Source organism: Mesorhizobium sp. WSM3860 (assembly GCF_002294995.1).
In the GTDB taxonomy this organism is placed as follows: domain Bacteria; phylum Pseudomonadota; class Alphaproteobacteria; order Rhizobiales; family Rhizobiaceae; genus Mesorhizobium.
Map to the genome: position 1 here is coordinate 72,133 of NZ_NSGF01000003.1, position 12,586 is coordinate 84,718.

At 63.4% G+C, this 12,586-nt stretch carries 12 protein-coding genes; 3 read left to right on the forward strand and 9 right to left on the reverse strand.

Annotation, left to right across the window (positions count from 1 at the left end; genetic code table 11):
• Window positions 1-112 precede the first annotated feature (112 nt).
• The gene (gene rimO, locus CK220_RS06840) at window positions 113-1,426 is read left to right on the forward strand and encodes a 30S ribosomal protein S12 methylthiotransferase RimO (RefSeq protein WP_095811147.1); all 1,314 of its coding nucleotides are present in this window, start codon (window positions 113-115) and stop codon (window positions 1,424-1,426) included.
• 69 nt (window positions 1,427-1,495) lie between these two features.
• On the opposite strand, the gene CK220_RS06845 is transcribed toward rimO, so the two are convergent.
• The 8 genes from CK220_RS06845 to CK220_RS06880 form a co-directional block, all read right to left on the reverse strand.
• Window positions 1,496-2,563 carry a BMP family ABC transporter substrate-binding protein gene (locus CK220_RS06845; RefSeq protein WP_095810820.1) on the reverse strand — a complete coding sequence of 356 codons (1,068 nt, stop codon included), beginning with the start codon at window positions 2,561-2,563 and terminating at the stop codon, window positions 1,496-1,498.
• Window positions 2,564-2,614: 51 nt separating this feature from the next.
• Window positions 2,615-3,535 carry an ABC transporter permease gene (locus CK220_RS06850; protein ID WP_095810821.1) on the reverse strand — a complete coding sequence of 307 codons (921 nt, stop codon included), beginning with the start codon at window positions 3,533-3,535 and terminating at the stop codon, window positions 2,615-2,617.
• Complete coding sequence (locus tag CK220_RS06855) at window positions 3,535-4,647, reverse strand: ABC transporter permease (protein WP_095810822.1); 1,113 nt, start codon at window positions 4,645-4,647, stop codon at window positions 3,535-3,537. The genes CK220_RS06850 and CK220_RS06855 overlap by 1 nt, the downstream gene beginning before the upstream one ends.
• Window positions 4,644-6,221 carry an ABC transporter ATP-binding protein gene (locus CK220_RS06860; RefSeq protein WP_176479011.1) on the reverse strand — a complete coding sequence of 526 codons (1,578 nt, stop codon included), beginning with the start codon at window positions 6,219-6,221 and terminating at the stop codon, window positions 4,644-4,646. Before CK220_RS06860 ends, CK220_RS06855 begins: the two co-directional genes overlap by 4 nt.
• A 215-nt stretch (window positions 6,222-6,436) precedes the next feature.
• A complete protein-coding gene (locus CK220_RS06865) occupies window positions 6,437-7,414 on the reverse strand; it encodes a quinone oxidoreductase (RefSeq protein ID WP_095810823.1) in 978 nt (325 codons plus the stop codon).
• 41 nt (window positions 7,415-7,455) lie between these two features.
• Window positions 7,456-8,274 (reverse strand): phosphatidylcholine synthase, encoded by an 819-nt coding sequence (gene pcsA / locus CK220_RS06870; RefSeq protein WP_095811149.1) that lies wholly within the window; start codon window positions 8,272-8,274, stop codon window positions 7,456-7,458.
• Window positions 8,271-8,885: a DUF1326 domain-containing protein gene (locus CK220_RS06875; RefSeq protein WP_095810824.1), complete on the reverse strand. Its 615-nt coding sequence runs from the start codon at window positions 8,883-8,885 to the stop codon at window positions 8,271-8,273. The genes pcsA and CK220_RS06875 overlap by 4 nt, the downstream gene beginning before the upstream one ends.
• Window positions 8,886-8,898: 13 nt before the next feature.
• Window positions 8,899-9,792: a DUF2182 domain-containing protein gene (locus tag CK220_RS06880; protein ID WP_095811150.1), complete on the reverse strand. Its 894-nt coding sequence runs from the start codon at window positions 9,790-9,792 to the stop codon at window positions 8,899-8,901.
• 98 nt (window positions 9,793-9,890) lie between these two features.
• On the opposite strand from CK220_RS06880, the gene CK220_RS06885 reads away from it, so the two are divergent.
• Both CK220_RS06885 and hspQ read left to right on the forward strand, forming a co-directional pair.
• On the forward strand, window positions 9,891-11,102 hold the full coding sequence (locus CK220_RS06885) for a UbiH/UbiF family hydroxylase (RefSeq protein ID WP_095810825.1): 1,212 nt from the start codon (window positions 9,891-9,893) through the stop codon (window positions 11,100-11,102).
• Between the two features lie 218 nt (window positions 11,103-11,320).
• Entirely contained in the window at window positions 11,321-11,644 is a 324-nt protein-coding gene (gene hspQ, locus CK220_RS06890) for a heat shock protein HspQ (protein WP_066989816.1), read from the forward strand.
• Between the two features lie 73 nt (window positions 11,645-11,717).
• Here the strand turns inward: hspQ and CK220_RS06895 are convergent, their stop codons facing one another.
• Window positions 11,718-12,347: an invasion associated locus B family protein gene (locus CK220_RS06895; protein WP_095777677.1), complete on the reverse strand. Its 630-nt coding sequence runs from the start codon at window positions 12,345-12,347 to the stop codon at window positions 11,718-11,720.
• Between the last annotated feature and the right edge of the window lie 239 nt (window positions 12,348-12,586).

The following is a 12,586-nucleotide window of genomic DNA, read 5'->3' on the forward strand; positions in this document are numbered from 1 at the left end:
CCGGCGATCTGGTCCGTCGCACTGCGTTTTGCCGCAGCAAGAAACCAGCCCATACCAATGCCGCAATTTGTGTGGTATGGCGCCGCCGATCCCGAAAAACCTGGAAACGATTATGTCTGCCCCTCGTGTCAGTTTCGTCAGCCTTGGATGCCCGAAGGCGCTCGTCGATTCCGAGCGCATCATCACGCGGCTCCGCGCTGAAGGCTACGAGATCGCTCGCAAGCATGACGGCGCCGACCTCGTTGTCGTCAACACCTGCGGCTTCCTCGATTCCGCGCGCGACGAGTCGCTCAACGCGATCGGCTCCGCCCTTTCCGAAAACGGCCGCGTCATCGTCACCGGCTGCCTCGGCGCCGAGCCGGAGGTCATTCGCGAGAAGCACCCCAATGTGCTGGCGATCACCGGCCCGCAGGCCTATGAGAGTGTGATGGCGGCGGTGCATGAGGCGGCTCCCCCCAGCCATGATCCCTACATCGATCTTCTGCCGCCGCAGGGCGTGAAGCTGACGCCGCGGCATTACGCCTATCTGAAGATTTCCGAAGGCTGCAACAATCGCTGCACCTTCTGCATCATCCCGGCGCTGCGCGGCGATCTCGTCTCGCGCCCGGCCGCCGACGTTTTGCGCGAGGCCGAAAAGCTTGCCAAGGCCGGCGTCAAGGAGATCCTAGTCATCTCGCAGGACACCAGCGCCTACGGCATCGACATCAAGTACCAAACGAGCATGTTCGGCGACCGCGAGGTGCGAGCGAAGTTCCTCGACCTTGCAGACGAGCTCGGCAAGCTCGGCATCTGGATCCGCATGCATTATGTGTACCCCTACCCGCATGTTGCCGACGTCATTCCGCTGATGGCGGAGGGAAAGATCCTTCCCTATCTGGACATCCCCTTCCAGCATGCCTCGCCGCAGGTGCTGAAGAACATGCGCCGTCCCGCTCATGGCGAAAAGACGCTGGAGCGAATCCGCGGTTGGCGAGAGGTCTGCCCGGATCTCGCCATCCGCTCCACCTTTATCGTCGGTTTCCCCGGCGAGACGGAAGACGACTTCCAGATGCTGCTCGATTGGCTGGACGAGGCGAAAATCGATCGCGCCGGCTGCTTCAAATATGAGCCGGTCAAGGGCGCGCGCTCCAACGACCTCGGCCTGGAACAAGTGCCGCAGGAGATCAAGGAAGCCCGCTGGCATCGTTTCATGCAGCGCCAGCAGAAGATCTCGGCAACGCAGTTGGCCAGGAAGGTCGGCAAGCGGCTGCCGGTGCTGATCGACGAGGCGCATGGCACCTCGGCCAAGGGCCGCACCAAATATGACGCGCCCGAGATCGACGGCTCCGTGCATGTCCAGTCGCGCCGGCCGCTGCGCTCCGGCGAGATCGTCACGGTCAAGGTCGAGCGCGCCGACGCCTACGATCTCTACGGCTCGGCCGTTTGACAAACCGATTGACGAAATGAAAAGGGCGCCGGTGGGGCGCCCTTTTAGTTCGGATGTCAGGCTTGCTGTTTACTGCGGCAGCTTGTCGTCGATGCCTTTGACGTAAAAATTCATGCCGAGCAGCGTGGCGTCGTCGGCGACCTCGCCGTCCTTCAGCCAGGGCGAGCCGTCCTGCTTCGACACCGGGCCGGTGAAGGGGTTCCAGCCGTCGGCGATCTTCTTGGTGGTCGCCTCCGCCATTGCCTTCACGTCGTCAGGCATGTTGGTGAAAGGCGCGAGCTTGACGGCGCCGTCCTTGATGCCGAGCCACACATTGTCCGGCTTCCATGTGCCGTCGAGGGCAGCCTGCACGCGGCTGATGTAATACGGGCCCCACTCGTCGGTGAGCGAGGTCAGCTGCGCGTTCGGCGCGAACTTGATCATGTCCGACGACTGGCCGAACCCATGCAGCTTCCGCTCCTCGGCGACCTGCAGCGGGGCGGTCGAGTCGGTGTGCTGGACGATGATGTCGGCGCCCTGGTCGAACAGCGCCTTGGCGGCGTCGGCTTCCTTGCCCGGATCGAACCAGGAATTGACCCACACGATCTTGACCTTGAAGTCCGGATTGACCGACTGCGCGCCGAGTATGAAGGAGTTGATGCCCATCACCACTTCCGGGATCGGGAAGGAGACGATGTAGCCGGCGAGACCCTTCTTCGATTCCTTGGCCGCGATCTGGCCGAGCACATAGCGGCCTTCATAGAAGCGAGCGTTATAAATGCCGAGATTGTCGCCGGTCTTGTAGCCCGTGGCGTGCTCGAACATCACCTTCGGGAACTTCTTGGCGACCTTAACCTCGGCGTCCATGAAGCCGAACGATGTGCCGAAGATGATCTTGCATTTCTCTCGCGCCAGGCGCTCGAAGGCGCGGTCGGCGTCCGGGCCTTCGGAGACGTTCTCGAGATAGGCGGTCTCGACCTTGTCGCCAAGCGCCTTCTCCACCTCGAGGCGGCCCTGGTCGTGCTGGTAGGAATAGCCGAAGTCGCCGATCGGCCCCGTATAGACCCAGCAGGCCTTCAGCTTGTCGGCCGCCTCGGCGGTTGCCGCCAGCGACAGGGCCGCGGCTGTGGTCATCAGCGCAATGAGCAGTTTCTTCATCGTGTTACCTCTCTGAGTTAAGCCTTGGAGCTCCCGTCTTTTTTGTTGTCGTCAACGATCCGGAACAAATGGCTGCCCCAACGAAGCCGGCGTGTTCATCATCGTCAGCCGCTTGTTGCGCGAGATTAGAACGAGAACCACGATGGTTGCCAGATAGGGGAGCGAAGAAAGAAACTGCGAGGGCACAGGAATGCCGAAAGCCTGTGCATGAAGTTGCCCGATCCACACCGCGCCGAAGATGTAGGCGCCGGCCAGCACCCGCCACGGGCGCCAGGAAGCAAAGACCACCAGCGCCAGCGCGATCCAGCCGCGTCCCGCGCTCATGTTCTCGACCCATTGCGGCGTGTAGACAAGCGACAGGTGGCCGCCGGCAAGCCCGGCGCAGGCGCCGCCGAAGATCACGGCGAGGTAACGGTAGTGGATGACCTTGATGCCGAGCGCATGCGCCGACGCGTGGCTGTCGCCGATCGAGCGCAGCGTGAGGCCAGTGCGCGTCCTGAACAGGAACCACATCACCGCGGCGGTGAGCGCGATCGAGACGTAGAACAACGGATCCTGGCCGAAGATCAGCTTGCCGACGACCGGTATCGAGCTCAGGCCGGGGATGTCGAGGTTCGGCAGCCTGACGCCAGGCTGGCCGACGAAGCTGGTGCCGATCATGCCGGAGAGGCCAAGCCCGAGCAGTGTGAGCGACAGGCCGGTCGCCACCTGATTGGTCGCCAGGGAAAGCGTCATGACGGCGAAGAGCAGCGAAAACAGCGCGCCGACGACGATTGCGGCGAGCAGGCCGATCCACGGCGACCCGGTGAGGTAACCGGCACCGAAGCCGCCGACGGCCCCCATGATCATCATTCCCTCGACGCCGAGATTGAGCACGCCGGAGCGTTCCACCACGAGTTCGCCGATCGCCGCGATCAAGAGCGGCGTCGCCGCGGTCGCGATGGTCAAAAGGATGTTGACGGTGATGTCCATCAGCGTGCCTCCTCCAGCTTGGGCGCGGCCTCGAGTTGTGGCGCGGCAAAGCCGATCAGACGAATGCGATAATGAATGAGCGTGTCGCAGCCGAGCACGAAGAACAAAAGCATCCCCTGGAACACGCGCGCCACCTTGTCGGAGATGCCGAGCGCGCTCTGCACCGCCTCTCCGCCGAGATAGGTCAGCGCCAGCACCAGGCCTGCCGCGGCGATGCCAAGCGGATTGAGCCGTCCGAGGAAGGCGACGATGATGGCGGTGAAGCCATAGCCGGGCGAGATCACCGGCTGTAGCTGGCCGATGGCACCGGAGACTTCCGAGATACCGGCAAGGCCAGCCAATGCGCCGGACAGCAGGAAAGTAAAGAAGACCATCTTGTTGAAGCCGAAGCCGGCGAAACGCCCTGCCCTCGGGCTCGAGCCCAGCACGCGGACCTCAAAACCTTTCAGCATGCGGCTCATCATCAGCCAGATCGCTATTGCCGCGACCAGCGCGAAGACGAAGCCCCAATTGGCGCGGCCGGCATCCGGCATCAATTCCGGCAGGACGGCCGAGTCGCCGAACTGGATGGTCTGTGGGAAGCCGTGGCCCTGCGGGTCGCGCCACGGTCCGCGCACCAGCCAGTCGAGGAAGAGCTGCGCCACATAGACCAGCATCAGGCTGGTCAGGATCTCGTTGGTGCTGAAGCGGGTTTTCAGCAGCGCCGGGATGGCCGCATAGAGGGCGCCGCCAACCATGCCGAGCAGGAGCATCAGCGGCAGCACCAGCGGACCTTCGAAATCGGGGAACAGCACCGGGATGATCGAGCCGAAGATGCCGCCCAGGATGAACTGGCCTTCGGCGCCGATGTTCCAGATGTTGGCCTTGTAGCAAACCGAAAGGCCGACGGCGATCAGGATCAGCGGCGCCGCCTTGATGGCCAGTTCATGCAACTGCCAGACCTCGCTGATCGGCTGAACGAAGTAGACATTGAAGGCATTGAGCGGATTGACGCCGAGCAATGCGAACATGATGGCGCCGGCAATCATCGTCAGCGCAAAGGCGATGAAGGGCGAGAGCACCGAAAACAGCGCCGAGCGCTGGGGGCGTTTGACCAGTTCGAGGCGCATCATGCCGTCTCCATGCTGTGTTCGGCGTGGCCGGGCTCGGCGCCGCCCATCAACAGGCCGATCCTCTCGAAGGTGGCCTCGGCGATGGGCAGGGGCGCGGACAATTCGCCGTTGTGCATGACCGCGATCGCGTCCGACAGCTCGAACAATTCGTCGAGATCCTGGCTGATGACGAGAACCGCCGAGCCGCTGCGGGCAAGCTCGATAAGCGCCTGGCGGATATGGGCGGCGGCACCGGCGTCGACGCCCCAGGTCGGCTGGTTGACCACCATCACGCTCGGCTTGCGGTCGAGCTCGCGGCCGACGATGAACTTCTGCAGATTGCCGCCGGACAGCGCCGCGGCCTCCGGATCGGCAGCGCTCTTGCGCACGTCCATCGCGGCGATGATGCGCTGGGCGGCGCTGTAGACGGAAGCGTTCTTGACCATGCCGCCGGAGCCGACGAAGGACTTGCCGTCGGTGGCATGGCGCGACAGCAAAAGGTTCTCCGAAAGCTTCATCCGCGGCGCCGCGCCGTGACCGAGGCGTTCCTCCGGCACGAAGGCGGCGCCCATCAGGCGTCGGCCCGTGATCGAGAGCGCGCCCGCATCCTTGCCACGGATCCGCACGGAACCGGAATCCTGCTGCAGGACCTCGCCGGAGACGGATTCGAAGAACTCGCCCTGGCCATTGCCGGCGACACCGGCGATGCCGATCACTTCGCCGGCCCGCACCGCGAGGTTGATGTTCTTGAGCGGAACGGCGAAAGGCGTAGCCGGCTTACGGGTAAGGCCGCGGATCTCCAGCAGCGCCGGCGCGGTCTCGATGCCTTCGGCCGGTGCGCGCACCACCGCCTTGACCTCGTTGCCGACCATCATGCGGGCGAGCGATGCGGCCGTCTCCTGGCGCGGGTTGCAGTGGCCGACCACCTTGCCATGGCGCAGCACCGTGGCGCGGTCGCAGATGCGTTTGACCTCTTCCAGCCGGTGCGAAATGTAAAGGATCGACTTGCCTTCCGCGCGAAGCCGCTCGAGCGTTTCGAACAGCTTGTCGGCTTCCTGCGGCGTCAGCACCGAAGTCGGCTCGTCGAGGATGATGAGCTGCGGAGTCTGCAGCAAGCAGCGGATGATCTCGATGCGCTGGCGCTCGCCGACGGAAAGATCGCCGACCAGCGATTCCGGATCGAGCGGCAGGCCGTAGCTGTAGGAGAGTGCCCGCGCCTTCGCGGCAATGGTGCTGATCGGCGAGCCGTCGTTCAGCGAGAGCGCGATGTTCTCGGCCGCCGTCAGCGCTTCGAAAAGCGAGAAATGCTGGAAGACCATGCCGATGCCGAGCTTCTTGGCGACACCGGGGCTGGTGATCCTGACGGCCTGGCCGTTCCAGAAGATTTCGCCCGAATTCGGCTCCAGTGAGCCGAACAGCATCTTGACCAGCGTCGACTTGCCGGCGCCGTTCTCGCCGAGCAGGGCGTGGATCTCACCCTTCGCGATGTTGAGGTCGATATGGTTGCACGCCGTCAGCGTGCCGAAAATCTTCGTAAGGCCGCGAACCTCCAGCAGGTTCGCCCTGTCATGATTTGCACTCACAGTGCCTCCCATCCAGTTACCCGGATATGTTCTGTGTTCCCGCTGGTATCGTATGCGCGGCCGGCTTCGGTCGGAAAGCGGCACGCAACTTGAAAGAGCTTCAAGAATTCCAGCGGAAACTCAAGGGGTAAGATAGGCCTGTTCAGGGCAAGAGGGAAACCAGTAAGCTTTTCGGGGAAACCATTGCCTTGAGGCGCGGCAAGGCGCTGAAAAACAAGGCAGCCGGCTTACGGGATGAGGATGGTCGTGCCCGTCGTCTTGCGGCCCTCGAGATCGGACTGCGCTTGTGCCGCGTCCTTCAGCGCATAGCGCTGGTTGATCTTGATCTCGACGGCGCCGCTCAGCACGACGTCGAACAGCGCTTGCGCCGAGGCCACAAGGTCCTCGCGTTTGGCGTTGTAGACGAAGAGCGTCGGGCGGGTCGCGTAGAGCGAGCCTTTCTGCGCCAGAAGCGACATCGAGAAAGGCGGGATCGGCCCGGATGACTGGCCGAAGCTGACAAACATGCCAAGCGGCCTCAGGCAGTCGAGCGAAGCGGGAAAAGTGTCGTTGCCGACGGAATCATAGACGACGTCGCACTTTTTGCCGCCGGTGATGGCGGCGACGCCGGCGACGAAATCCTGCTCCTTGTAATTGATGACATGGTCGAAGCCATGGGCCTTGGCGAGTTCGACCTTGTCGACGGAGCTCGCCGTGCCGATCACCGTCGCGCCGAGGTGCTTTGCCCATTGGCCGAGGATCAGGCCGACACCGCCGGCCGCGGCATGGTAAAGGATCGTGTCGCCCGCCTTCACCTTATGCGTGCGGCGCAGCAGATATTCGGCCGTCATGCCTTTCAGCATCATGGCACCCGCCTGCTCGTCGCTGATGCCGTCCGGCACCTTGACCACGCGGTCGGCGGCGATCACGCGCTTTTCCGAATAGGCGCCGACATTGACGGCATAGGCGATGCGATGGCCGGGCTGCAGCCCGCCGACACCGGCGCCGACGGCCAGCACCACGCCGGCCGCCTCGCCGCCCGGGATCAGCGGAAACCCGCCAGGCGGCGGGTAGAGGCCCGAGCGATGGTAGACGTCGATGAAGTTGAGCCCGATCGCGGTATGCCTGATCAGAATCTGCCCGGCGCCCGGCTGGCCGGGATCTGAATCCTCATAAGTCAGGACCTCGGGGCCGCCATGGGCGTGAATTCGGATCGCTTTGGACATTGCTGAACTTTCCCGGAAAAGGACGGAAGCTGGATCTAGAGTCAGGATTTCCTGGCGCCAAGATTGGGGAACATCTGCATGACGCCCCCGATGCAGGCGAGATAGAGCCCGGTCACCGTAATGCCGGCCTTGGTGAAGATGCTGACTTGCTCGCTCAGGACCCCGATTTTGTCATAGAACGAGGCAAGTGCGGCCTGCCCCAATGCAAGCGCCCCAAAGGCGCACCACAGCAGTGTCATGCCGAGATTGATCGGCCTGAGCCGCACCACCCGTACCGGGTGGATGAAGCTGATCGGCAGGAAGGTGAGAATGCCGGCGACCACGACCACGGCGAAGGAAACCCACTGCCCAGGCTCGATGATGAAGAGCGTGAACACCACCATGTTCCAGACGACCGGGAACCCCTTGAAGAAGTTCTCCTTCGTCTTCATGCCGGTGTCGGCGTAGTAGATCGCGCTGGAGACGACGATTATGGCCGCCGACAGAAACGACAGGTTCTCGCCCATCAAGCCGCGCTGGTAGAGTGCGAAGGCCGGAATGAGCACGTAGGTCACGTAGTCGATGATGTTGTCGAGGAGTTCGCCCGACCATGTCGGCAGGATCTCCTTGACCTCGAGCTTCCTGGCGATCGGACCGTCGATGCCGTCGACGAAAAGCGCCAGTCCCAGCCACCAGAACATCGCCGTCCAGCGCTCCTCGCTGGCCGCTACCAGCGACAGGAAGGCGAGGAACGAGCCGGACGCGGTCAGCAGGTGCACGGAGAAAGCGCGCGCCTGCGGCCATGTCACTTTCTTCTTCGGCCGCGGAATCCGCTCTGCGATTTTCTTGGCCGCTTTCCGGGCCGCTGTGTTCTTGCTCACGGGCCTCGCCAATCCAGCTTGCATATCTCGGCCGAACGTCCGGCGAAATTCCAATTGCGGCCGAAGGCGCGCAACTTGCTTTTGTCGGATTTCGCCACGATGATTTCCGGGGCGATCCAGTATTCGGAATTGGTAATGATGGTATCCTTCTCGCGGTCCTTGCCGGGTATCGGCGTCACCGCGCCGTCGATAATCCGCGGTATCTGGAAGACTCTCGTCCTGTCACGCATCTCATAGGTGATCGGCACCTGCTCCACGCCAAGGAAGTTTCCAACCAGGATCGACAGCAGCGAAGTGGTCCCGCCCGCCTTGCCGGTGAAGATTTTTGTTAGGGCCTTCACCGCATAGATGGAGGCGCGCTTGTCGATGAACAGGCCGGCGCTCCAGTTGCCGCGGCTCATATAGCCCGGGATTTCCATGACCAGACCAAGATTGAGGCCGGAAAGATCGACCTCGCCGAAATGGCCGGCGTCGATGCGGAACCCGGCCCAAGTCTGGCAATAGCCTTCGGTCGGCGGGTGGCTGCCGAGCGACAGAACGCAGGGGCAGAAAACCGTGCAATTGCAGGAGAGTACCAGCTCTCCCTTCATCGCCCAGCTCTTATCGGTCATCGAATTCTCCCCCTCACGCGGAAACTAATAGCAGGGCGGCTGCCCAGACAAGCAGTATCGCACCGGCAACCTGGCTGGCCACCCTGCCCGCGGTCTGTTTTTCGATCAAAGCGAACAGGCCGAGCAGCGCCATCCAGAAGATGTTCACCGCGCCCACGGCGAACATGACCAGCATCAGCGCCCAGCAGCAGCCGAGACACCAGACGCCCTGCTCCACTCCCAGGCGAAAGACACGCCCCGGTTTCGCGCTCCAGTTGGCAAACAGGATCGAGAACGGGTTGCGGCATCTCTTGAGGCACGCCTGCTTCAAGCCGCTGAACTGATAGAGGCCCGCTATCGCCAAGGCGACGGCCCCGGCAACCCCGACGACAGGATCGAGCGCCTGTCCCGCGGCGGCAAAGCCATAGACCGTCAGCGTCAGCGCAGCGAACGCCACCGACGCGGCAAGCCAGGTTGCGAGGTATCCCATCACCAGAACCAGCGGATGGACGACGGGCTCGCCCTTGATCCGGGCGGTATCGGCAATCTCGCAATAGGTGCGGATCATCGGCGCCGCCGAGGTCAGCATCGTCGCCACCGCCATCAGGAACCACATCAGCACGAGCGCCGACGCCTGCGCCCCCAACGAGCCTGAAAGCGGTGCCGGCGCAAGGCACAAAGCGAAGAACCGGTCGAGCAAATCCGGCAGCGGCAATCGCGGCAGGTCTTTGAGCAGCGCGTCGCCCGGAGCGCCGCCGGCAAGGCGACTTTCGGCGGCGCGGATCGCCATGGCAGCGAGGATGAACCAGGCAAGCACGACGCCCGCGCCGATGGTGAGCATCACGGCAAGGCGCGGGCTGCGCGCCAGTCCCGCCGTGGCGCGGCCGGCGCGGTCGAGATGGCGAAAATCGTGCTCCTGGCCGGTCATGGCAATCGAATGGGCCGAATCGCCGCGTTGATCAAGCCCGCCGATCTGCCCTATATCGCATACAGGCCGACGGGCCGCCATCAACATGGAAGCCTGGCGTGGAGCAGAACGACAAAGCCCGCATATTGGTTGCCGGCAGCGGCCCGGCCGGCCTGATCGCGGCACTCGGCTTTGCCGAGGCAGGTTTTGCCGTGACGCTGGCTGGCCCCGACGCCGCCGGCGGCGATGGCCGCACCACCGCCCTTATGAACCCTGCTCTCAAGGTGCTCGACCGGCTGGGCGTGCTGGACGAACTCAGACCGCAGGCGGCGCCACTGAAAGTTATGCGCATCGTCGACGCAACGCGCCGGCTGATCCGCAGCCCGACCGTCACCTTCCGCGCCAGCGAAATCGGCGAAGAGCAGTTCGGGCTCAACCTGCCGAACAAAGTCCTGATCCCGGTGCTTGCCAAGGGGGTCGCTGCAAATCCCGGCATCGAGTGGCGAAAGTCGATGGTCGATGCCTGGCGGCTCGACACCGATCGCGCACATGTTCGCCTCGCCGACGGCAGTGAGGTCTCCGCATCGCTGGCGGTTGCCGCCGACGGGCGCCTGTCGCCGGCGCGCGAGGCCGCCGGGATCAAGGCCTCCGCCCGTCCCTATCCCCAGTCGGCGCTCGTCCTCAATTTCAGCCATCGCAGCGAGCACGGTTTCATCTCGACCGAATTCCATACCGAGACCGGGCCGTTCACGCAGGTGCCGCTGCCGGGCAAGCGCTCCAGCCTGGTCTGGGTGGTGAAGCCGGAAACGGCGCAGGAACTGGCGGCGCTCGACGATTCCACGCTCTCTTTTCGGGTCGAGGAGCAGATGCAGTCGATGCTCGGCCGGGTCTCGGTCGAGCCCGGCCGCCAAATTTATCCGCTTTCGGCGGCCTCGCCCGGTCGCTTCGCGCAAAACCGTGTGGCGCTTGTCGGCGAGGCTGCTCATGTCTTCCCACCGATCGGAGCACAAGGCCTCAACCTCGGCATCAGGGATATCGACGACCTGATTGGAATCGCCATCGAAAATCGCGACGATCCAGGGTCGAGGCTGAGCCTTGCCGCCTACGACACGCGGCGCCGTCCGGATATCCTGGCACGCAGCAGTGCGGTGAACCTGCTCAACATGTCGCTGCTGTCCGACATGCTGCCGGCGCAGCTTGTGCGCAGCGCCGGCCTCAACGTGCTGGGCAGATTCGCGCCGCTGCGCGCCTTCTTCATGCGCGAAGGCCTGCGGCCGGGCAGCGGTTTTCGAGCGCTTGCCGGCGGCTTCAGGAAACAGGCCGTGCGTTAGGACACATTTGGACCTACCGCTTTCGGCCGAGCATTGCACCTACTGATACGCAGCTTGGTGGCAGGCATCGGTGCGGCATGCATTGAAGCACGTCTGCGCCAAATCGTACCAAGTCGAAAGTCGGGGTCGATTTTTAACTGCGTGACGTGTAGATTCAAGACCTTAGGCGCCCTGTGCGCAAGCCGCTGCGGCGCCTCGGGACCGAAGTGGTGAGTGCGATGAAGACGGCCAAATTCGCGATCGGACAAGTGGTTCGCCACCGGCTGTTTCCGTTCCGTGGCGTGATCTTCGACGTCGATCCGCAATTCGCCAACACCGAAGAATGGTATGAAGCGATCCCAGCGGACATGCGTCCAAGCAAGGACCAGCCCTTCTATCACCTTCTCGCCGAGAACTCCGAGACAGAGTACATCGCTTATGTATCCGAGCAGAACCTGCTCGAGGATCGGTCGGGCGAGCCGGTCCGCCACCCGCAGATCGGCGAGATGTTCGACAAGCTGCCCGACGGGCGCTACGAGCCGAAAGGTCACTCGAAACACTGAAGGTTGGACGGGCGGCAGCAAAAAAGCGGGGCGCCTGCCCCGCTTTTTGCATGCTGGAGAAACGCTCCAACGATCAGTTGGCGGTCTTCGCCTTGTCCTGCTCTTCCTTAAGCTTCTTGGCGAAGTCCTGGTTGTTCTTGGCGACGAAGTCCTGCAGCTTCTTTTGGCGGTCCTCGATGTCCGACTGCTGCAGCGGCGGGCCGTCATAGGCGCCGCTGAAGCCCGTGAGCGCAACCTTGATCGGGTTCGGCTGGTTCTGGAAATTGACCGAGGTGAGCGTGATCTGCTGGCCCTTCTTGAAGGACGCGACAAGCTGGTCGGTCAGCGGCACTTCGGCCACGCAGCGATCCGGGAAGCAGATCACATAATCGAGCTTCTGCGCCTTGCCCGAATCGATCTGCAGGCCGATGCCCGGAGGAACGAGACGGCCGGTCGGCACCGTCACCTGGAATACCTTGCGGTTCACCTTGCCCTTGAGCTCGATCAGGCTAACGCCGGTGACGAGCTGGCCATTGCCGGCGGTGACGATGTTCTGCACATTGCAGATGTCGACGTCTTCCTGCTTGGTGCAGGCCTTGAACCAGCCCTGCGGAATCTGCGGCGGCTGCTGCGCCGAAGCCGTGAAAAGCCCGGCGCCCAGAACGCCGACCACGCCTGCGGCCAGCACCGAAAGGCGATACGCGTTGCTCGTCATATGGTGCACTTTCCTCTCAAATGATCCCGGGGACCGGCTTCTTCCTGCCGTGTGGTCCCGCTACCTGTTGCCCAAATGAGGCAACAGCATGACTTCGGAGCGCGTGTTACACTGCCAGCGGCGGCGAATCCAGCCCGGTTTCCGCGTTTTCTTGCCGCTTTCTCCTGCCCTGGACGGGACCCATCGGCGAGGGGCCGACTGAACCAAGCAACCGGCGCGCGCCGATTCAATCGGGGAGCGAAATGCTC